Below are 19,585 nucleotides of genomic sequence, written 5' to 3'. Positions count from 1 at the left end.
AATTGCTTCGTTCACCCCAGTTCCTCCCGATCGGCCCGGGTGCCGAACGCTGCCACGATGCGCCGCTCCAGCCCGGCGACGTCCGCCGCCACCTTCTCGGCCACGTCGCCCCGGTAGCCGAGGATGTGCAGCACCAGTTCCCGGCGCTCCTTGAGGACTTCCAGCACGAGGCTGCCGGGCACCGACGACAGCGCCACCATGATGAGCATGGTCATCGCGTCCGACGACGTACGCAGCCGTACGGTGACGACCTGGATCGGCGGCGGGGCGGGGGCCAGCACCCAGACAGCCACCCGGACGGTCGAGGCCACCATGTCCCCGCTGAACCTCACCAGGAAGGACGGCAACGCCGTCGGGTGCACCCTGAGGCCCGGGTCCAGCACCGGCAGCGGCAGCAGCCACGTGATGACGAGCCCGACGGCCAGCCCGCCCAGCGCGTTGCCCACCGACAGGTCGCCCCACAGCGTCACCCAGAGCAGGGCCAGCGCGACCACCAGCGGCAGCGGCACCCGCCGGCCGAACAGCCTCGGCGCGACGTTCACGATCCGCTCCCGGTGATCGTCCGCCCGAGTACGGCGGAGATGTACGGCTCGCGCGCCATGAGCTCACCGGCGGCCCGCGCCGCCAGCGACGACAGCGGCCCGGCCAGCACCGTGAACGACAGGGCCAGCGCGACCAGCGCCGCCGCCGACCCGAGCAGCAGGGCGGGCATCGCGGCCGTGGTCACGATCGCCGCCTCGCCGGTCGCCTCCTCGCTCTCCACCACGAGCCCCGGGTGCTCGGCCGGCGACTCCCGCCAGAACGCCTTGCCCCAGGTCTTCACCATGGCGTACAGCGTGAGCAGGCTGGTCACCAGGCCACCTGCCACGAGCGTGAGCGCCAGCGGGCTGCCGTCCGCGACCCCCGCCTGGACCAGCACGAGCTTGCCCAGGAAGCCCGACATCGGCGGGATGCCCGACAGGTTCATCGCCGGAACGAAGAACAGCACCGCGAGCAGCGGCGCGGCCGTCATCAGCCCGCCGAGCCGGTCCACGGACGTGGTGCCGGTGCGCCGCTCGATCAGCCCGGTCACCAGGAACAGGCTCGTCTGCACGGTGATGTGGTGCACGACGTAGAAGATGGCGCCGGCCAGGCCCAGCACGGTCGACAGCGCCACCCCGAACACCATGTAGCCGATGTGGCTGACCAGGGTGAAGGAGAGCATCCGCTTGATGTCGGTCTGGGCCACGGCGCCGAACACACCGGTCAGCATGGTCGCCAGCGCCACCCACATCAGCATGGTCGACACCGGCCCCCCGGGGAACAGCAGCGCCTCCAACCGGATCACCGAGTAGACGCCGACCTTGGTGAGCAGCCCCGCGAAGACCGCCGTGGCCGGCGTCGGCGCAGTCGGATAGGAGTCCGGCAGCCACGCCGACAAGGGGAACATCGCCGCCTTGATCGCGAAGACCAGCAGCAGGGTCAGCTCGACCAGCAGCTGGACGTGCATCGGCAGCGTGGCGAACCGCTCGGCGAGCTGGGCGATGGACAGGGTGCCGGTGGCCGCGTAGGTGACGGCGAGCGCGATGAGGAACAGCATCGACGAGGTCAGCGCCATCACCGTGTACGTGGCCCCGGCGCGGATCCTCGACTGGGTGCCGCCGAAGGTGAGCAGCACGTACGAGCCGCTGAGCAGCATCTCGAACGCCACGAACAGGTTGAACAGGTCGCCCGTGAGGAACGCGTCGGTCACGCCCGCCACCATCACCAGGAACGCGGGGTGGAAGATCCCCATGGGCGCGGTGAGCTCCTGGTCGGCGTACGCGCTGGTGACCGCGTAGATCATCACGCAGAGCGTCACGGCCGACGAGACGACCAGCATCAGCGTGGACAGCCGGTCGGCGACCAGGCAGATGCCGATGGGGGCGCCCCAGCCGCCGAGGTCGGTGACGAGCGGGCCGCGGGTGTCGGCCTCGATCAGCAACCGCACCGACACCACGACCACGATGACGAGCGTCCCGATGCTGATCAGCGACTGCAGGCGGCGCAGGCGGACGCCGATCGCCAGTTTCAGCCCCGCCGCCAGGAGCGGCAGCAGCACCGGCAGGCTGATCAGACTCTCCATCAGTCCTCATCGCCTTCCAGCTCCGGGTCCAGCGCGAGCGCCTGGCGCTCCCGCTCGGCCCGGATCGCGGCCCGCATCTGCTTGAGCGCCTCCCGCTGCCGGACCCGCAACCTCCTGCGCAGTTCCTTCTCCCGCGCCGCCTGCTGGCGCTGCCTGCGGGCGTCCTCCTCGCGCAGCCCGAGCAGCCGGACCCGCTTCTCCTCGGCGGGCTCCAGCTCCTGGCGCCTGGTCTCCTCCAGCACCTCCCGCTCGGCCCGCGCGGCGTCCAGCCGGGCCAGCTCGGCCCGCTGGTCGAGGATGAGCCGCCGGTAGGCCGCCCGCAGCTGCCGGACGCCCTCGCTCAGCTCGCCGCGCCTGGCCCGCAGCCGCACCTGGCGGTCCTCGGTGTCGTCCTGCACCCCGTCGCTGCCGGTCAGCTGCCACGTGCGGTGCACCATGGCCAGCAGGAACGCGCTGACGCCCAGCGTGATCACGATGGCGGTGAGCACCATCGCCTGCGGGAGTGGGTCGGCCATGGTCTCCGGCGCGAACCGGCCGAGGATCGGCGGGGCGCCCGCGGGCCCGCCGACCGTGACGATCAGCAGGTTGACGCCGTTGCCGAGCACGATCACGCCCACCAGGATGCGGACCAGGCTGCGTTCCAGCAGCAGGGTGACCCCGACGGCGATCAGCACGCCGCAGGCGGCGAGGGGCAGCAGCGGGACGGTCATGCCGCCTCCGCGTCGATCTGCCGGTCCAGCTCGGCGCCCAGGCCGCGCAGCACGTCCTGCACCAGGCCGATGACGGCCAGGTAGATGCCGAAGTCGAACACCAGCCCCGTGGACAGGTGCAGGTGGCCCAGCACCGGGACCGTCAGGTCCACGGTCAGGATGTCCAGCGCCGCCTGCCCGAACAGCAGCCCGGCCAGCGCCGTCCCGGTCGAGAGCGTCAGGCCGATGCCCATCAGCACGCCCGCGTGCACCGGCATCGCCCTGGCCAGCTCATAGCGGCCGCCCGCCAGATAGCGGACGGTGATGGCCAGGCCCGCCACGATGCCGCCCGCGAACCCGCCCCCGACCCGCGAGTGCCCGATGACCAGCAGGAACACCGACAGCAGCAGTACCGAGTGGAAGGTCAGCCGCGCCACGATCTCGAACGCCAGCGCCCGCTCCCCGGCAGGCAGCGTCGAGGCCAGCCAGTGGGTGCGGCCGGGCGGCTGCTCGCCGCCCTCCCTCTCGATGCTGTACGTCCGGCGGCGCAGGAACACCATGCTGGTGACGCCCAGGGCGAGCACCACGATCACCGAGCTCTCGCCCATCGTGTCCCAGGCCCGGATGTCGAGCAGCAGCGCGCTGACGATGTTGTGCGCGCCCGCCGTCTCCGCCGCCCGCGCCATGTGCGCGCCCGCGGGCTCGGCGGCGCGCGCGCTCATCGCCAGCATCCCGGCTCCCGCGGCCACCACCCCCACCGCGACGCCGAGCGCCAGCCGGAAGCGGAACTCCACCCGCCCCCTTTCCGCCTCCAACGGCAGCCGCCGCAGCACCAGCGCGAACACCACCAGGCTCAGCGTCTCGGCGAGGAACTGGGTGAGCGCCAGGTCGGGGGAGCCGTGCACGAGGAAGAGCAGCGCCGTGCCGTACCCGGTGAGGCCGGAGACGACGGCCACCAGGATGTACGCGCGGGCGTACAGGGCGAGCAGGGCCGCCGCGACCAGCAGCACCACGACGACGGGCTGCTCGGGCCGCTCCCAGGCGACGACGGTCACGTCCAGCGACGCCGGCCGGCCGTAGCCGATGGCGAAGACGCCGAGGCCGACCATCGCGACCAGCGCGAGCATCAGGTAGTCGGGCAGCGAGCCGCGCTGGGTGATGCCGGTGAACTGGACGGAGAACAGGTCCAGCCGCCGCATGAGCGACCAGTAGACGTGGCCGGAGTCCAGCAGGTGCAGGCTCGTCCCGAGGCGGGCGACCGGCTCCCGCGCCAGGAACAACGCCACCCCGCCGAGCAGGGCCAGCGCGGACAGCGCCAGCGGCACGGGCGCGCCCGACCAGAGCGCCAGATGGGTGCCGTGACCCGGCGGGAACGATCCGGTGTATCCCGACATGGCGGCGTCGTACACGGAGGCGAACGGCGCCAGCGCGAGCCCGAGCGCCGACAGCAACGCGGGCGGCGCGAACATCGCCGCCTCGGTCCGCCGGACCGGCGTCGGCTCCAGGCCGGGCTTGCCGGCGAACGCGCCCCACAGGAAGCGCAGCGTGTAGGCGGCGGTCAGCGCCGACCCGAGCACGATCCCGGCCAGCATCGCCGTCGCGGCCGGCTCGCCCGTCAGGAACGACTCCAGCGCGGCCTCCTTGCCGACGAACCCCACGAACGGCGGCAGGCCCGCCATCGACGCCCCCGCCAGCAGCGCGACCACGCACACCCACGGCATCGACCGGCGCAGCCCGCTGAGCACGCGCAGGTCCCGGGTGCCCGTCCCGCGATCGACCACGCCGACCACCAGGAACAGCGCCGCCTTGAACAGCGCGTGCCCGAGCAGCATCGCCACGCCCGCGAGCGCGGAGTCCCGGGTGCCCGCGCCGAACAGCACCGTGAGGAAGCCGAGCTGACTGACCGTGCCGTAGGCGAGCAGCCGCTTGAGGTCCGTCTCGCGCAGCGCCCGCCACCCGCCGAGCAGCATCGTCAGCACCCCGAGACACACCGCCGGCGCCCGCCACTCCGTCAGGTCGCCGAAGGCCGGGCCGAGCCTGGCCAGCAGGTAGATCCCCGCCTTCACCATGGCCGCGGCGTGCAGGTAGGCCGAGACCGGGGTCGGCGCGGCCATGGCGGCGGGCAGCCACAGGCTGAACGGGAAGATCGCCGACTTCGACAGCGCCCCCACCAGGACCAGCACCAGCGCGCCGGCCGCCACCGGCGGCGGGTCGGCGACGATCGCGGAGACCCGGTAGGTGCCCGCCGCCTCCCCGATCAGCACGAACCCCGCCAGCATGGCCAGCCCGCCGAACGTGGTGACGGTCACCGCCACCAGCGCCGCCCGCCGGCTCGCTCTGCTCTCCGGGTGGTAGCCGATCAGCAGGTACGAGAAGACCGTGGTCAGCTCCCAGAACACGTACAACAGGAGCAGGTCGTCGGCGATCACCAGACCGAGCATCGAGCCCGCGAAGGCGACCATCACCCCGCCGTACCGGCCGAGCCCCTCGTCGCCGGCCTTGAAGTAGCGCGTGCTGTAGATCAGGACGAGCGCGCCCACACCGGTGACCAGCGCCATCATCAGCACGGCCAGCGAGTCGGCGCGGAAGGCCAGCTCCATGCCGAGCACCGGCGCCCACGGGCGGGCCGACGTGACCGGCTCGTTCGCCGCCGCCCAGACCGTGTATCCGAACCCGCAGGCGGGAGGCACGGCCAGCACGGCGAACGAGCCCCGCCCGAGGCGCCTCGCCAGCCACGGAGCGCAGATCGCCGCCACCGCGTGCAGGATCAGCAGCGACTCCATGGGCTCCTCGGACGGGAATGACCGGGCACGTCCGATCGAACCTCTCGCGAAACCCGTGACCGGGCGCCGAGGCGCGACCGGTGTTGACCGGAACCTCACCCCCCGCACACCCGCGCATGATCAGGCGTGTGCCCTCGCTCAGGTGGACGGGACACCCGCAGGCGGCGTTCTGTGGCACTGTAGGACGGTGCGTCCAGCAACCTGCCCGGCAAGAGGTGCCCGATAAGCGGCAAAGAGGTGCGGAGCCTGCTGCGCCGCGCGGGGCGGCTGCTCGATGACACCCGACGTCTCGGCCAGGAGTACGACAGGGCGCTGGCCGAGGTCCGCACCGCCCTCGACGCGGTGCGCGCGCGGCTGTCCAGGGCCGGCCTGGCCGCCATCCCGCTGGCCAGGCTGAAGGACGTCACCGGCGGGCGGCTGCGACTCGGGTCGCTGGAGAGCGCCGGCTACACCACGGTGCTCAGCGTGCTGGAGGCGACGCCGTACGAGCTGCAGAGGGTGCCGGGCATCGGGCCGAAGACGCGGTGGCAGGCGCAGGCGGCCGCCCGGCAGATCGCGCTGGCCGCCCACGGGACCACCGCCGTCCAGATCGACGTCGAGCACCAGGATCCCGAGACCACCGCGCTGCTCGTCGCCCTGCACCGGCTGGTGGCCGCCGGTCCCGAGCTGCCGCGCGCCCGCCACACGGCCGAGACCGTCGCGCGGCGACTCGACACGCTCATCCCCGCAGCGCGCCCCGCCGCCAGCTGGTGGCGCACGTTGCTGTCCGGCGAGGAGCGCCGTGACCACGCCGCGCGGGCCGTGGCGGAGCTCGGCGACGTGCTCGCCCGGGAGACCGAGACCCGGCTGCTCCTCGCCCAGGCCACCGCCGACCTGCTGCGCCCGCCGCCCGACGACGACGAGGCGTGGATCGACTTCGAGATCCGCTCGGCCGACTACTACAACCTGCTGGCCGAGCTCGCCGCGCTGGAGCCCGACGACCGGGTCGCCGCCGAAGGGTTCCTGCCCGACGACCTGGCCGAACGCGTCAGGTCCCAGCCGCTCGACGACACCCACCGGCGCGTCTCGCTGCGCGGTTACCAGGCGTTCGGGGCGAGGTTCGCGCTGGCCCAGAGGCGGGTGATCCTCGGTGACGAGATGGGGCTGGGCAAGACCGTCCAGGCCATCGCCGCCATGGCCCACCTGCGCGCCGAGGGCGCCACGCACTTCCTGGTCGTCTGCCCGGCGAGCGTGCTGCTCAACTGGATCCGTGAGATCGAGGCGCGCAGCACGCTGCGGGTCTACCGGTTGCACGGCGCCGAGCGCGCCACCGCCCAGGCGGAGTGGCCGGAGCACGGCGGCGTCGCGGTGACCACGTTCGACGGGCTGGCCAAGGTCGAGGCCGCGCACGAGGTCGCGATGCTGGTCGTGGACGAGGCCCACTACGCCAAGAACCCCGAGGCCCGCCGATCCAGGGAGGTGACCCGCTGGTGCGGGCGGGCCGACCGGGTGCTGTTCATGACCGGCACCCCGATGGAGAACCGGGTCGAGGAGTTCCGCAACCTCGTCCGCCACGTCCAGCCCGGCCTGCTCGACCAGGTCAGGAGCAGCGACGCGGCAGCCGGAGCCCAGGCGTTCCGCCGCGCCGTCGCCCCCGTCTACCTGCGCCGCAACCAGGAGGACGTGCTGACCGAGCTGCCCGACCTCGTCCACGTGGACGAGTGGGAGGAGCTCAGCGCGGCCGACGCCGACGTCTACCGGGACGCCGTGGCGGCCGGCCGGTTCATGGCCATGCGCCGCGCCGCCTACGCCGTGCCGGAGAAGTCGGCCAAGCTGGAACGGCTGCGCGAGCTGGTCGACGAGGCGGCCCAGAGCGAGCTCAAGGTGGTGGTGTTCTCCTACTTCCGCGACGTGCTCACCGCCGTGGGGAAGGAGCTCGGCGACCACCACGGGCCGATCTCCGGCGCCCTCGCGCCCGAACGCCGCCAGCACGCCGTCGACGCCTTCACGGCCGCGCCCGGCCACGCGGTGTTACTCGCCCAGATCCAGGCCGGTGGGGTCGGCCTCAACCTGCAGGCCGCCTCCGTCGTGATCATCTGCGAGCCGCAGGTGAAGCCGACGATGGAGAGCCAGGCCGTGGCCCGCGCCCACCGCATGGGCCAGGTCCGCAGGGTGCAGGTGCACCGGCTGCTCTCGCCCGACAGCGTGGACGAGCGGATGCTGCGCCTCCTGCACACGAAGAGCGCCCTGTTCGACGCCTTCGCCAGGCGCAGCGACCTCGCCGAGTCGACCCCGGACGCGATCGACGTGTCCGAGCAGACGCTGGCCCGCCAGATCGTCGAAGAGGAACAACGCCGCCTGCACGTTGGCGACGCGGCCCGCCCCACCACCTCGTCCTGACCCACCTCAGAGGGGCTCACCTCTCGATGCCCGGCACAGCCGGTTCACCTCGGCTCAGGTGGGTTCACCTCGGCTCAGGTGGGTGGAGTGTCGGTGAGCTGGTGTGCCCACGGCGGGTCGGCGCCCGCCACCGCGCAGGTCAGCGCGGCGACCCGGGCGGCGAACGAGGCGGCCTCGGCGGCCGTGGCCAGGTCGAGGTCGTCCAGCCGTCCGCCGAGCAGCCCGCGCTCGTCCAGCCGGTGCAGCAGCCCGGCGGTGAACGCGTCACCCGCGCCGACGGTGTCCACGACGGTCACCTTGGGCGCCGCCACCTCTGCTCGTGCGCCGGCCAGCGACACCAGCGCCCCGGACGCACCCTTGGTGACCACGATCAGGCGGGCGCCCGCCTCGTGCCAGGCGTCGCAGACCTGCTCCACCGGCTCCCCGGGCGCCAGGAAGGCCAGATCCTCATCGCTCAGCTTGAGGACGTCGGCCACGCCGCACCAGCGCGCCACCTGGTAGTCGGCACGTCTGGCCAGGCTGGGCCGGACGTTCGGGTCGATGGAGACGGTCACGCGCTCCGCGGCGGCGGCCGCGAACGCCTCCACCGCCTGCCGCCCCGGCTCCCTGACCAGTGCCAGGGAGCCCGTGTGCAGGCACGACACCCCGGACAGGTCACGCGAGCCCAGCTCAGCCGGCGACCACCGCCAGTCGGCGGCGCCCTCGGCGTAGAAGCGGTATCCGGCCTGCCCGTGCTCGTCCAGCGACGCCACCGCGAGCGTGCTCGGCTCGGCCGCGTCCACGCACCCCGACAGGTCCACTCCCGACGCGGCCAGGTGCTCGCGGAACAGCCCGCCGAACACGTCACCCGAGATCCGCCCGAAGAACCGGGTCCGGCCGCCGAGCCGTGCCAGGGCCACCGCCGTGTTCGCCGGCCCACCACCCGGAAACACCCGCAACCCCAACCCGGCGGAGCGCGCCGCGTCACCGCCGGGGCGGGGCGCCTCCGCGCCGACTCCTGAGGGCTCCGCGCCGAGCCGTGAGGGCTCCGCGCCGGATCGTGGGTCCTCCACACCCGGCCGCCGATCGGCGAAGGCGTCCGCCACGCACTCGCCCAGGACTGCGATCACCGCCCGCCTCCCCGCCGGTTGCCGTTCGCCACGAGACCAAGGTGTCGACGTCTCCCAGATCGAAGCCCATTCTCCCCAGCGATGTCGACGACAACATGGTCCCTGCCGACTGATCTGCCCGCCTTGGACGGATAGATCAAGCTAGGCCCGAGGATAGGGGTTGGGGTGGCTCTGCGGGGCCTGGTGATACGGGAAGGGAGGCTGGGAAGGTGGGGGAAGGACCGCGGTCCGGCGCTCGGCGGATGCGCATGCGGCCCCGCCGACCATCAACCCGATGCCGACCATCGCGAAAATCTGTGCCCGCTGGAGGTCTTCGGCTATGGTGTCGGATATTCCCCCCACGCTGAAATAGAGGCCTAAAACCAGCATCATGCACCCAAAGGTGAGAAACAGGACACGCATGAGGCGTGAGCTTACCTGCTTCTACCATCGATGATCGGGCTTCCCGGCGATCGGCTCCGGGAGAGCTGCGACCGTCGCAGTCGGGGCGGTTCGGATGCGAGGGCGGGCCGCGCCCCGCGCACCTCTAGGCGACCTTTGGATCGGACTCGATTTCGAGGACCGCCTTGCCGTGCAGACGGCGTCCGAGCAGGGCCTCGGTCGCTTTGGCGGCCTCCTGCCAGGAGCCCCGCCACGAGATGCGCGGGGTCAGCCGACCGCTGGCGACGCAGCCCGCCAGCCAGGTCAGGTCGGGCGCCAGGCCCCGGCAGGCGAGCAGGAAGAAGGTGACGATCGAGCGATCGTGCCGCTCCTGGCCGCCGGAGAAGGCCCCGACGGAGAAGTTCTCGCCGCCGTCCGCCGTATGCCCGACGGCGACCAGGGTGCCGCCCTCGGCCAACCGGTCGTACGCCGACACGAGTTGGTCACCGCCGACCAGATCCAGCACGCCGTGCACGGGCTCGGTGATCGCGTGCGGTCCGGACACCACCTCGTCCGCGCCGAGCGCTCGCAGGCTCTCCCCGTGCGTGGCCGGGTCGCCGGTGGAGGCCACCACCTGGGCTCCGCCGAGGTGGGCGAGCCGCACGGCGTACCGCCCGACCCCGCCGGTCGCGCCCGTGACCAGCACACGCCTGCCGAGGATCGGGCCGAGCCGGTGGAGCGCGCGTAGCGCGCTCGCGCCCGCCACCGGGACGGTGCTGATCGCGCCGAGGTCGGCATCCCGGGGCACGGCGCCGATGAGATCGGTGTCGACGGCGCGGAGTTCGGCCCAGGCGCCGTCGGCGGCCAGCGTGACCACCCGCGTGCCGGGGGCCGGGCCGGATCCGTCGGCGGCGGCACGTTCGACGATCCCCGCGGCGTCCCAGCCGGGAATGCTCCCCTCAGGGGCGTTCCGGATGCCGAACGCGACCTCGCCGTAGTTGAGGGAGGTCGCCGTCACCCGTACCAGGGCCTGGTTCGGGGCGGGTACGGGATCCGGCGCCTCACCGAGCCGCAGGCCGCCTGACACGGAACGGTCGATGAGCAGAGCACGCATGAGATCCACCTTTACCGAGAGGTTTATGCCACTGAGTGGCATAAACCTACAGGAGGCATTCGCGTACCGGCTACACTCTGGGTTCGTGAGTATCGTGACGCCGCCCGGGAGGCTGCCACTGCGCGAGCGTAAGAAGCTCCGCACCCGCCAGGCACTGATCGACACCGCGCTGGAGCACTTCACCGACTGCGGTTTCGACGGCACGACACTCGACGATCTCTGCGCCGCCGTCGAGGTGTCCAAGCGCACCTTCTTCCGTTACTTCGACAGCAAGGAAGACGTCGCGATGGCGCCCACCCAGGATCTGTGGGCGGCCTTCCTGGACGATCTCCAGACCCGGCGGCCGACCGGCGGCCCGCTCTTGATGCTGCTCCAGGACACACTGTTCGCGGCGCTTGACCGGATGCCCGCCGAGGGCTGGGCGGAGCGCGTCCTGCTCACCCGTCGGCTGGCCGCCCGCACACCGTCGATGAACGCGCATGGGCTGCAGTTCTGCGACCGCACCACGCGCAGCGCGATCACGATCCTGCGGGAGCGCTTCGGCCTGGCCGACCCGCACGACCTGCGGCCCCGACTGGCCCTTGACATGATGGTCGCGGCCTTCCACTGCGCGCTGGAAGAGTGGGCGTTCCAGCCCGGACCCGTGAGCCGCGACGACCTCACCGCCCGCCTCCGCGACGCATTCGCCGCCATCCCTGGCAGCGTCACGATGACGGTCGCCTGAACGACGAGACCACCCCGCAGCCGCGCCCTAGTCGCGCAGCCCCGCGAACAGGTCGTGCTCGTGGGCCGGGGCGTCGATCCGGGACCGGACCCGGGTGAAGGCCTCGTTGGCGAACGCCTGCTGCTGGGCCTCCTTGGGCAGGCGCAGCAGGAAGATGTTGTCGCCCTGGCTGGCGTGCGCCCGCAGCGCCTCGAGCTTGTGATCGACGTAGGGGGCGACGTCGACCAGGGTGGTCACCAGCTCGTCGGGGGTGCCGAAGTCACCGGACGGCTCGAAGTCGACGTCGACGCCGCTGTCGCGCATGTGCTCGAACATCCGCTTGATCGCCGACCGGGGGATGGCGGTGTAGTAGAGCTTGTCGGGGATGCCCGTCGCCTCGGCCGCCGCCACGGCGACGCGGTGGGTCTGCACGTGGTCGGGGTGACCGTAGCCGCTGCCGCCCGTCTCGTCGTAGGTCACCACCACCTGGGGACGGTAGCGCTCCATCAACTCGCCGAGCCGGGCGGCGGCCGTGTCGACGGGCACGTTGGCGAAGGCGTCGGGATGGTGGTTGGTCTCCCAGCCGTCCATGCCGGAGTCGCGGTAGCCGAGCAGCTCAAGGTGGTCGATGCCCAGATGCCGCACCGACTCGCGGAGCTCGGCCAGCCGCAGCTCGGCCACGGCCTTGTCATCGTGGCCCGGGTCGCCGGGTTTGACACCGCCGGGACCGTCACCCTGCTCGCCGTTGGTGCAGGTGACCAGCACCGTGCGGATGCCCTCGCCGGTATAGCGCGCCAGGATGCCGCCGGTGCTCAGGCATTCGTCGTCGGGGTGGGCGTGCACGGCCATGAGAGTGAGTTGCCGATCCATGTCCGAGAACACTACCCGCCGGTTCCGACAGATCCCGGCTCAGCCTGGCGGACCAGTTCCCCGGCCCTCAGGCGGGCGGCCGCAGCCGCCGCGCGATCGCCGACAGCCTCCGCCAGCGCGCCCTGCTTGAGCCAGTTGAACGGGCTGCACGGCCGGACGTTGATCCGCTCGCTGACCAGCACCCGCGCCAGGTCGTGGCGGCCACCCCTGAGCGCCGCCTCCAGCAGCGTCCTCTGGACCGCGTCGCGCTGCGCGTGGCTGCCGCCGAACTCGTTGACCCGGTGCCTGATCGGCCAGAGCAGGTCCACGACCCGCTCATGGTCGCCCTGCCCGAACGCCACCAGCGCCCGGCACACCGGCAGGCCGACCCGGGCCGTCATGTCGTGGTTGGTGACCCCCGGCCGCTGCTCGGCGAGGTAGGTCTCGCGGTCGGCGAACAGCCTGCCGGCGTCGGCGAAGCGGCCCGCGCCCACGTACGACATGACCGCGTGCATGTCGTTGAACGCGTAGAACGGCTCCGCCACCAGAGCGGGCCAGCCCTCGGCCAGCGCGCTCCACCGCTCGTGCTGGCCGGAGCCCTCCAGGTACAGCCGCCAGAGCAGGGCGGCGGCGTCGAGCAGCTCCATGGACGACCGCCCGGCGGCCAGCACCGCGTCGTAGATCGCCAGCGCCCTCGCCACGTCGCCGGCCTCCAGCGCGTACAGCGCGTAGTGCCACCAGTTGTGCACGTTGAAGAACGTGCCGGTCGACCAGTCGTCCACCCTGGCGTCGAGGTAGCGGATGCCCTCGACGAACCTGCCCTGCATCTCGTACGTGTGCACGACGGCGTGGATGCCCCACACGTCGCGCGCGTTCAGCTCGACCGCGCGCAGCCCGACCTCCTCGGACCGGTCGTAGTGCCCCGCCTCCTCCAGCCCGAAGGCGTACATGCCGAGCACGTGGCCGAAGTGCCGGTCGTCCTCGCGCCAGGCGGTGAGGGCGCCGCCGATCCGGTCGCGCAGCGAGCGGGCGTCGCCGGTGAAGAAGTCGATCTGGTGACCCGCCGCCAGGGCCAGCGCGTCACGGGGATGCTGCTCCGTGATCGTGCCCAGCCGCCTTCCGCAGGTGAGGAAGTCGCCGTCGAGCAGCGCCTGGACGGCCTCCACATGGGCGCGCTCGCGGGGCAGCAGGGTGGAGTGGTCGACCCGGGCCCGGAAGGCGGCAAACCGCCGCCTGGCCGTCCGCGCGTCCTCGGCCTCGGTGGTCAGCAGCCCGAGGTAGGCGGCCAGGATGTTGCCCATCGGGAAGTCCGGCGCCTCGGCCAGCGCGGCCGTCGCCTCGACGTCGACCTCCACCCTGAAGTGCAGCAGCTCGTCGATCGCCTGATCATAGTGGCGGGTGGCGGCGTCGCCGGCCCCGGTCAAGGCCAGGTCGTGCTGGTCGGTGCTCATAGGGCCAAATATAGGAAGCCCCTGATCGCGCGTCTGTGCATTAATCAACGGTTCGCCCGGCGTACGCGACAGGATCCGCGCGCGGAAGGGTGAACGGCACGGTGAGTGCGTGCACTTGTGCGCGGAAGCGGCCGGACACGGCGGGTTAACGTGCCGGGTGCACGCGCTGCGGTGGCCAGCCGCCTCGGCCGGCGCAGGGCGTGCCACTCGTCGCGCGAGCGCGCGAGACCAATCCACCGAAAACAGGAGAATCACATGTCCATGCCCTCCCGGGCTCCGTCGAGGTCACGCCGCCTGCGCCTGTCCGCGCCGGCGATGGTGGTGACCGTCGGCGCGCTGCTCGCGGGGAACGTGACCCAGGCCCGAGGCGGCACCACCGGAGTGATCAGCCGCTGGAACAACGAGCCGGTCCACTCCACCTCCGTCAGCCCCGGCTTCAGCATGTTCCTCTCCAGCGGGGCGTACACGATCACCGCGAAGCTCTCCGCGGCGAGCCAGGGGAGCTCGACGATCAGCTATTCCTGCATCCTCAGTGCCCAGGGCGGCGCCGACACCGACGTCGCACCCGTGACGCCGGCGCCGAACGCGACCCAGTCGGTCGTCCTGAACGTGGTGCACAACTTCACGAGCACAGGGCAGCCGACCTTCGCGTGCACCAAGCCGGACGGGACCTCCACGGTACGGATGCAGCAGGCGAAGATCACCGCGATCAAGGTCAACACGCTGGACAACCAGCCGTTCTGACCGACCTGCGAGCCGGCCGGCTCGGGGCGTTCCCGTTCGCCCCGGTCCGGCCGGTTCCGCGTGTGCGCTCCCTCCCGGGTTCCCGTTTTCGTCGGTGGCGTCGGGCACACTCGGAGGCCTTGACATCCTCCCGGTTCTGAAGAACCGGGATTCCAACCGTCGCCGGTTGGGCTTCCTGCTTCACTGCCGGTCGCCCGCCCGAGAGAGGACTCTCGTTGAGGTCTTACACCGGCTCCACAGGCGTTTCGCCTCTCCGCAAGCCCTGCGGCGAGGGTGTTGCCGATCGTTCGTCCGGTGGCTTGGTCATCGTCACCGTCGAACGCACGACCGAACCGTGCGGTGTCGTGCGGCGTTTTGATGGCGGTCCGCCTGGCGGCGGATCGCCTGCCCCTGCCCTGCTCCACAGGGGTCCGATTCCTCCCCCGTCTGAAGGCGGGGGTCTCCTCGGAGGTTCCCGATGACACACGACGGTGACGCGGGCGTGCCGGGCTCGCTGGCCAGGGTGCTGGCCGAGGTGCTGGCGGAGCGGGTCGCGCAGGACGCGCGATGGGGCATCCAGGAGTTCCCCGACGGCGCCGGCCCCGACGGCGCGGTGGCCGCCGCTGACCAGGCCAAGCGGGCGGTCGCCGAAGCCGCTGCCGCGGGGGAGCTGACCTGGCGGCACATCCTGCACGAGGAGGTCCTGGAGGCGTTCGCGGAGAGCGAGGCCGGGCGGTTGCGCGAGGAGCTGATCCAGGTGGCCGCCGTGGCCGTCAAGTGGGCCCAAGCCATCGACCGCCGCCAGGCACCTCCCGGCCAGGCACACCCTCCCGGCCTGGCGCCCCCTTCCCGCCCGACGTCCCCTCCCGGCCTGGCGGCCCAAACCGGCCTCGCCGGTCCGGCGGATCAGAGGCTTCCGACCGATGCGCCGGATCAGAGGCTTCCGGCCGATGCGGCGGATCAGGCGATCCCGGCAGGGAAGGAGCGGTTCCGGGCCGTCGTGGCCGTGCACGTGCTGGTCGTGCGGGGCGAGGAGGTGCTGCTCGGCAGAAGGGCGGGCACCGGCTGGGCCGACGGCATGTGGCACCTGCCGTCGGGCCATCTGGAGCCGGGCGAGTCGGCTGTGCGTGCCGCCGTGCGGGAGGCGCGGGAGGAGCTCGGCGTCGGCATCGAGCCGCGCGACCTGACCTTCGCGCACGTCATGCACCGCGCGCCCGACCGGCTCGACCTGTTCTTCGTCGCCCGCGAGTGGCAGGGCGAGCCGCGCAACGCGGAGCCGCACAAGTGCTCTGAGGTGCGCTGGTGGCCGCTCGACCGGCTGCCCGGCGACACCGTCGGCTATGCCGCGGCCGCCGTCGCCGAGGTGCTTGGGCGGGTGCCGTTCACGCTGCACGAGTGGCCCGGCGAAAGCTGACCGACGTGCGCGAGGTCACGAGACCGCGGGCATCCACGGCCAGGGCCGGGACAGCCTGACGGTCGCGCGTGGGGGTCTCGAAATTGCCTATCGACACGGAGAGTAGTGGCATGGATACTCTTCGTGTAACCCCCGCTTCTCTGATCACTTCCGCACCACCGGCGGCTACGTGCCGTCCACGGGCGGACCCGGGTCAGGGAACACCGTAAGGAGAGCGATGCATTCGAAGAGGTCCACCGCGCTCACCCTCGCCGTCCTTCTCGGCGGCGCATGCCTGACGACGGCCGCGGCCAGCGCCACGTCCGCCAACGCCACGTCCGCCAACACCGCGCCCGCGGCCGTGGTCCAGCACGCCGGCGCGCTGCCTCCCGGCTACCAGCTCGTCACCCTGCCCAACGCGAACGTGCCGAACTTCCAGCGCCGCACCCTCTACTGCCCCGGCTCGAAGAGGGTCCTGGGCGGCGGGGCCGAGGCCCGGGGCAACGACGCGATCCTGGTCGGCTCGTTCCCCACCGATGACGGGCGCGGCTGGATCGGCATCGGCCGCCAGAACGCCTACCGCGACGTCGGCATCAGCGTCTTCGCCATCTGCGCCGACTGACGTCCGGCCCCCGAGGCCCCGGTCGCTCGCCGACCGGGGCCTTCCCATGTCCGGACCCGCCCGTCACGAGCCGCGCGAGCAGCACCTCGGCACTCACCTGGTGACGCCTCGAACCGGCGACACCTACGTTCGCGAGGCCGACGGCTTCTTCCAGTGCCTTGGCCGGTCCAACGACATGATCAAGGTGGGCGGCGTCTGGGTCTCCCCGATGGAGGTCGAGGCCAGGCTGCTGGAGCACGAGTCGGTCGGCGAGTGCGCGGTCGTCGCGCACCTCGACCGGGAGGGGCTGGAGAAGCCGATCGTCTGCGTGGTCCGGGAGGTCGCCGCGGATCTGCTGGGCAAGTGAGTTCCGGGGCACGTCCTCGGCCGTCACCGGAGCACGTCCGGTCATCGGCTCTTCATCGGGCCTGGGCCTCGCGCAGATCCTTGACCAGGATGCGGCACACGTCGGCCACCTGCTCGACCCGGCCGTCCGCGCGATACACCTGGCGGGTGGTCGGGACCGGCGGGTGCGGCCACTCGCGGTAGCCCAGCCGCCGGTACAACGAGCGCGCGCGATGGTTGTCCAGGTCCACGCCGAGCGCCACCCGGGAGTGGCCGAGGTCGCGCAGCCGCGCCTCGGCCGCGTCCATCAGCTGGGTGCCGATCCGGTGGTTGCGGTGCTCGGGCGTGACCTCGAGGTGGGTCAGGAGTGGCACCCCCGGCAGCCGGTCGCGGACCTCGGGCTCCTCGGCCGAGTCCAGCCACAGATACACGTCACCGACCGGGGTGAACGCCTGCCATGCGACCAGCAGCACGCCATGCCCGGCCCGTTGCCGGGCGAGCTGAGTGACGAAGTACGGTTCCTGCCCCAGCGCGCCGACCAGCGAGGGCAGGTCCGTCTGACAAGCAGCCCGGATCCGGACATGTCGCATGACATCTACGATCGGGGGACAAAACGCTGCATCACAAGCTGGTGAGTCAAGTTCTGTCAGGTGACCACGAAGGATCCGGTGCCTTTGGGCAGAAGTTCACGGCGGTAGGCGCACGGTGGTGAACGGTGCGTAGCCTGGAGCCGTGAGCCGGCGCAGCGCCTCGTCGATGGACCCGGAGGGGCTCTGGACCTCCACGAAGTCGCGCCACGACTTCAGGTCGGCTCGCCATGCGTCGAGGTAGTGCAGGCACATCTCGGGCGTGATCAGGGCCAGGCGGCCCAGCGACGCCCTGAGTGCCTCCTCCATGCGCCGTTTCTCCGCCGGCTCCAGCTTCGCCTCTCCCGCGCGGGTCAGCACGCCGAGGACGAACCGGTGGCGCCTGGCCAGGAAGTCCTTCCAGTGGCCGAGGTGCGCGTGGTCGATCGTCTTGCCCTCGTCCAGCAACCAGAAGATGCCTTCGGCGAGCACGTCGCCGAACTCTTCGTTTCTCGCGCGGTCGGGGGTGCGAAAGGGATCGTAGGGAACCTGTGTCACCACCCCCGTCACGGCGAGCGGCCGCAGGCCATCCGCCTCAAGAAGATAAAACCAGTCTTCGTTGTATATATCCGGAAAAAAAGAAACATTTCGGACGGTTTCCACCGCGAGCGCGCCACCCCCCACGAACGATTCCTGCGCGCCGCCAACGGCACGATATGCATGGCAAACCACTGAATTGTCGGGAAATCCCCCCACGAAGAGCCCGACGGCGCTGAACGTGTCGAGCAGCCCGGCCGCCCTGCGCAGGTCGTCGGGCGCGCCCACCTCGATGTCGTCGTCGAGGAACACGATCCGCTCCCACCCCAGCATTCTGGCGAGCGCCAGCGAGAGGTTGCGTTTCGCCGCCGTGTCGGTCTTGCGGCGGAACCGGGGCGGCAGGATCGAGGACGTCTCGAAGCGTGGCAGGGTCAGCGCACGGCTGCCGGCGAAGTCGACGGCGATCACCTCGGCGCCGAGGCCGCCGAGGCCGCTGAGTCCGCTAAGTCCGCCGGACGCGGTGATCTGTCCAGTGCCGGTGTACTTGCCACTGCAGATCGCCAGCAGCGGGCATCGGAGCTGCCGCGCCAGCCTGACGGCGGGCAGCAGATGGTGAGGGTGACGAACGGTCGGCACGATGATGGCGTTGATCGTGGCGTCGCTCACGGGAGCGTCCGGCACCGGCAGCAGGTGCTGCAGGTGCGAGCCGTGATGGTCGTCGGATTCGGTGGTCGTCATGGGTTGCCAGGCCACTCGTGCAGCCTTGATTCCTCTTCTGTCCAGTCGGGGGTCACCACCAGGCCGTTCAGGATGGAGACCCGGGTGAGCAGGGCGAACGACTTCTTGTCGCCGAAGCGGTCGCGTACGTAGGCGGCGTTCCTGTCGCGGAACCGGCTGTCGGTCAGCGCCCGGACCGCGCCCAAGGTGCCGCGGCCGTACATGCCGTTGCAGATCGTGAGGGTGCGTTTGCGGTTGAGCGGGTTGGGCCCCCGGTAGAACAGCGCGACATCCTCGAGGAGCTCGCCGTCGTCGCGCAGCCTGGGATGGTGGCGCTCGGATCCGGCCTCGAAGTAGGGACCGGCCGAGGCGTCCCAGTCGTTGATCTGCCTGACGGGCAGGCCGAGTTGATGGATGACGTTGGTGGTGAGCTCGTTCCAGTCGACTCCACCGAGCAACACGAGATGCGTGGTGAGATCGTCGGGGACCAGCTCGTTGGGTGTGTGGCGGCGGACCTCGCTCGACGGGTTGAAGGCCCGGATGTGGCCGTGCAGCTCGAAGAGCGCGTCCAGGTCGGCATAGGTGTACAGCTCGATGTAGTCGGGATCGTGGGGCTTGACGTACGGCATGCGGTCGAGCAGTTCCTGCGGCAGGCGGCCGCAGACCAGTGTGACGGGCTTGTCGTCGCCGAAGTCCCACGGATTGCGGACCGTCTCGGAAACGGAGACGACCTGGCCGAGCGCGGCGGCGCGGAGGGTCAGCAGCTCCTGCCGGAGATCCTCACGTGTCTGCAGCTCATCAGGGTCGAGCTCGTGGTCCGGCAGCAGGGCTGGCGAGCCGTCGCGCAGCGAGCGGATCGTGCAGAAGAGGGTCGCGTAGGCTTCCAGTCGGTTGACCGGCGGGACCTTGGGCGCGGTCGGAGACTCCCAGGACGAGATGAGCGGGACGCTCACGTCGAGGGCGCGGGCCAGCTGTGGCTGGGTGACGCGGGTGTCCGGCCACTGCCGATCGCGCAGCGAGCGTAGCCGTTGTGCTAAGGCCCGGCCGGAATCCACCATGATGACACTCCTCATCTGAACTTCAGTATTTTCAGTAAACCTCTACTGATGCTCAGATGCGAGCATATTTGGCCAGGCCAGCGTCGCCAGACGGATCGCGCCGC

Annotated in this window: 17 protein-coding genes; 6 read left to right on the top strand and 11 right to left on the bottom strand. The window is 71.5% G+C overall.

Annotated elements, in window-relative coordinates:
• Positions 1 to 11: 11 nt before the first annotated feature.
• From AB0I38_RS32270 to AB0I38_RS32255, 4 genes are read right to left on the bottom strand one after another with little or no spacing between them, the layout of a single operon-like run.
• Complete coding sequence (locus AB0I38_RS32270; RefSeq protein WP_358488497.1) at positions 12 to 542, bottom strand: Na+/H+ antiporter subunit E; 531 nt, start codon at positions 540 to 542, stop codon at positions 12 to 14.
• A complete protein-coding gene (locus AB0I38_RS32265) occupies positions 539 to 2,104 on the bottom strand; it encodes a Na+/H+ antiporter subunit D (protein WP_358488493.1) in 1,566 nt (521 codons plus the stop codon). The genes AB0I38_RS32270 and AB0I38_RS32265 overlap by 4 nt, the downstream gene beginning before the upstream one ends.
• The gene (locus AB0I38_RS32260; protein WP_358488489.1) at positions 2,104 to 2,814 is read right to left on the bottom strand and encodes a Na(+)/H(+) antiporter subunit C; all 711 of its coding nucleotides are present in this window, start codon (positions 2,812 to 2,814) and stop codon (positions 2,104 to 2,106) included. The genes AB0I38_RS32265 and AB0I38_RS32260 overlap by 1 nt, the downstream gene beginning before the upstream one ends.
• The gene (locus tag AB0I38_RS32255; protein WP_358488486.1) at positions 2,811 to 5,576 is read right to left on the bottom strand and encodes a Na+/H+ antiporter subunit A; all 2,766 of its coding nucleotides are present in this window, start codon (positions 5,574 to 5,576) and stop codon (positions 2,811 to 2,813) included. Before AB0I38_RS32255 ends, AB0I38_RS32260 begins: the two co-directional genes overlap by 4 nt.
• Before the next feature lie 237 nt (positions 5,577 to 5,813).
• Between AB0I38_RS32255 and AB0I38_RS32250 the strand changes: the two genes are divergently transcribed.
• Positions 5,814 to 7,955: a DEAD/DEAH box helicase gene (locus AB0I38_RS32250; protein WP_358488483.1), complete on the top strand. Its 2,142-nt coding sequence runs from the start codon at positions 5,814 to 5,816 to the stop codon at positions 7,953 to 7,955.
• Positions 7,956 to 8,029: 74 nt separating this feature from the next.
• Here AB0I38_RS32250 and AB0I38_RS32245 read toward each other — a convergent pair whose 3' ends face one another.
• Both AB0I38_RS32245 and AB0I38_RS32240 read right to left on the bottom strand, forming a co-directional pair.
• A complete protein-coding gene (locus AB0I38_RS32245; protein ID WP_358488480.1) occupies positions 8,030 to 9,064 on the bottom strand; it encodes a carbohydrate kinase family protein in 1,035 nt (344 codons plus the stop codon).
• 526 nt (positions 9,065 to 9,590) lie between these two features.
• Positions 9,591 to 10,538: a zinc-binding dehydrogenase gene (locus tag AB0I38_RS32240; protein ID WP_358488476.1), complete on the bottom strand. Its 948-nt coding sequence runs from the start codon at positions 10,536 to 10,538 to the stop codon at positions 9,591 to 9,593.
• An 85-nt stretch (positions 10,539 to 10,623) separates the two neighbouring features.
• On the opposite strand from AB0I38_RS32240, the gene AB0I38_RS32235 reads away from it, so the two are divergent.
• Positions 10,624 to 11,262: a TetR/AcrR family transcriptional regulator gene (locus AB0I38_RS32235; protein WP_358488472.1), complete on the top strand. Its 639-nt coding sequence runs from the start codon at positions 10,624 to 10,626 to the stop codon at positions 11,260 to 11,262.
• Between the two features lie 27 nt (positions 11,263 to 11,289).
• Here the strand turns inward: AB0I38_RS32235 and AB0I38_RS32230 are convergent, their stop codons facing one another.
• Positions 11,290 to 12,111 (bottom strand): PIG-L family deacetylase, encoded by an 822-nt coding sequence (locus AB0I38_RS32230; protein WP_358488469.1) that lies wholly within the window; start codon positions 12,109 to 12,111, stop codon positions 11,290 to 11,292.
• 11 nt (positions 12,112 to 12,122) lie between these two features.
• Positions 12,123 to 13,541 carry a tetratricopeptide repeat protein gene (locus AB0I38_RS32225; RefSeq protein ID WP_358488465.1) on the bottom strand — a complete coding sequence of 473 codons (1,419 nt, stop codon included), beginning with the start codon at positions 13,539 to 13,541 and terminating at the stop codon, positions 12,123 to 12,125.
• A 255-nt stretch (positions 13,542 to 13,796) separates the two neighbouring features.
• On the opposite strand from AB0I38_RS32225, the gene AB0I38_RS32220 reads away from it, so the two are divergent.
• The 4 genes from AB0I38_RS32220 (at position 13,797) to AB0I38_RS32205 (ending at position 16,625) form a co-directional block, all read left to right on the top strand.
• Positions 13,797 to 14,285: a hypothetical protein gene (locus AB0I38_RS32220; protein WP_358488463.1), complete on the top strand. Its 489-nt coding sequence runs from the start codon at positions 13,797 to 13,799 to the stop codon at positions 14,283 to 14,285.
• Between the two features lie 457 nt (positions 14,286 to 14,742).
• Positions 14,743 to 15,678, top strand: a complete 936-nt coding sequence (locus tag AB0I38_RS32215; RefSeq protein WP_358488461.1) for an NUDIX hydrolase — start codon at positions 14,743 to 14,745, stop codon at positions 15,676 to 15,678.
• 217 nt (positions 15,679 to 15,895) lie between these two features.
• Positions 15,896 to 16,279 carry a hypothetical protein gene (locus AB0I38_RS32210; RefSeq protein ID WP_358488458.1) on the top strand — a complete coding sequence of 128 codons (384 nt, stop codon included), beginning with the start codon at positions 15,896 to 15,898 and terminating at the stop codon, positions 16,277 to 16,279.
• 46 nt (positions 16,280 to 16,325) lie between these two features.
• On the top strand, positions 16,326 to 16,625 hold the full coding sequence (locus tag AB0I38_RS32205; RefSeq protein ID WP_358488455.1) for a hypothetical protein: 300 nt from the start codon (positions 16,326 to 16,328) through the stop codon (positions 16,623 to 16,625).
• Positions 16,626 to 16,677: 52 nt separating this feature from the next.
• Here AB0I38_RS32205 and AB0I38_RS32200 read toward each other — a convergent pair whose 3' ends face one another.
• The 3 genes from AB0I38_RS32200 to AB0I38_RS32190 all read right to left on the bottom strand — a co-directional run bounded on the left by AB0I38_RS32200 (position 16,678) and on the right by AB0I38_RS32190 (position 19,481).
• Complete coding sequence (locus tag AB0I38_RS32200; RefSeq protein ID WP_358488451.1) at positions 16,678 to 17,193, bottom strand: GNAT family N-acetyltransferase; 516 nt, start codon at positions 17,191 to 17,193, stop codon at positions 16,678 to 16,680.
• 96 nt (positions 17,194 to 17,289) lie between these two features.
• Complete coding sequence (locus AB0I38_RS32195; protein ID WP_358488444.1) at positions 17,290 to 18,372, bottom strand: hypothetical protein; 1,083 nt, start codon at positions 18,370 to 18,372, stop codon at positions 17,290 to 17,292.
• A gap of 68 nt (positions 18,373 to 18,440) precedes the next feature.
• Positions 18,441 to 19,481: a helix-turn-helix domain-containing protein gene (locus tag AB0I38_RS32190; protein ID WP_358488442.1), complete on the bottom strand. Its 1,041-nt coding sequence runs from the start codon at positions 19,479 to 19,481 to the stop codon at positions 18,441 to 18,443.
• Positions 19,482 to 19,585 lie beyond the last annotated feature (104 nt).

Source organism: Nonomuraea cavernae (genome assembly GCF_040655715.1).
In the GTDB taxonomy this organism is placed as follows: domain Bacteria; phylum Actinomycetota; class Actinomycetes; order Streptosporangiales; family Streptosporangiaceae; genus Nonomuraea; species Nonomuraea cavernae_A.
The sequence above is the reverse complement of the archived record's forward strand: the minus strand, read 5'-3'. Positions and strand labels throughout refer to the sequence as shown.

Coding starts and splice junctions, on each gene's coding strand:
- AB0I38_RS32265 (WP_358488493.1), bottom strand. CDS start 2,104: ATGGAGAGTCTGATCAGCCTGCCGGTGCTGCTGCCGCTCCTGGCGGCG.
- AB0I38_RS32260 (WP_358488489.1), bottom strand. CDS start 2,814: ATGACCGTCCCGCTGCTGCCCCTCGCCGCCTGCGGCGTGCTGATCGCC.
- AB0I38_RS32255 (WP_358488486.1), bottom strand. CDS start 5,576: ATGGAGTCGCTGCTGATCCTGCACGCGGTGGCGGCGATCTGCGCTCCG.
- AB0I38_RS32240 (WP_358488476.1), bottom strand. CDS start 10,538: ATGCGTGCTCTGCTCATCGACCGTTCCGTGTCAGGCGGCCTGCGGCTC.
- AB0I38_RS32230 (WP_358488469.1), bottom strand. CDS start 12,111: ATGGATCGGCAACTCACTCTCATGGCCGTGCACGCCCACCCCGACGAC.
- AB0I38_RS32225 (WP_358488465.1), bottom strand. CDS start 13,541: ATGAGCACCGACCAGCACGACCTGGCCTTGACCGGGGCCGGCGACGCC.
- AB0I38_RS32220 (WP_358488463.1), top strand. CDS start 13,797: ATGTCCATGCCCTCCCGGGCTCCGTCGAGGTCACGCCGCCTGCGCCTG.
- AB0I38_RS32215 (WP_358488461.1), top strand. CDS start 14,743: ATGACACACGACGGTGACGCGGGCGTGCCGGGCTCGCTGGCCAGGGTG.
- AB0I38_RS32210 (WP_358488458.1), top strand. CDS start 15,896: ATGCATTCGAAGAGGTCCACCGCGCTCACCCTCGCCGTCCTTCTCGGC.
- AB0I38_RS32205 (WP_358488455.1), top strand. CDS start 16,326: ATGTCCGGACCCGCCCGTCACGAGCCGCGCGAGCAGCACCTCGGCACT.
- AB0I38_RS32200 (WP_358488451.1), bottom strand. CDS start 17,193: ATGCGACATGTCCGGATCCGGGCTGCTTGTCAGACGGACCTGCCCTCG.
- AB0I38_RS32190 (WP_358488442.1), bottom strand. CDS start 19,481: ATGGTGGATTCCGGCCGGGCCTTAGCACAACGGCTACGCTCGCTGCGC.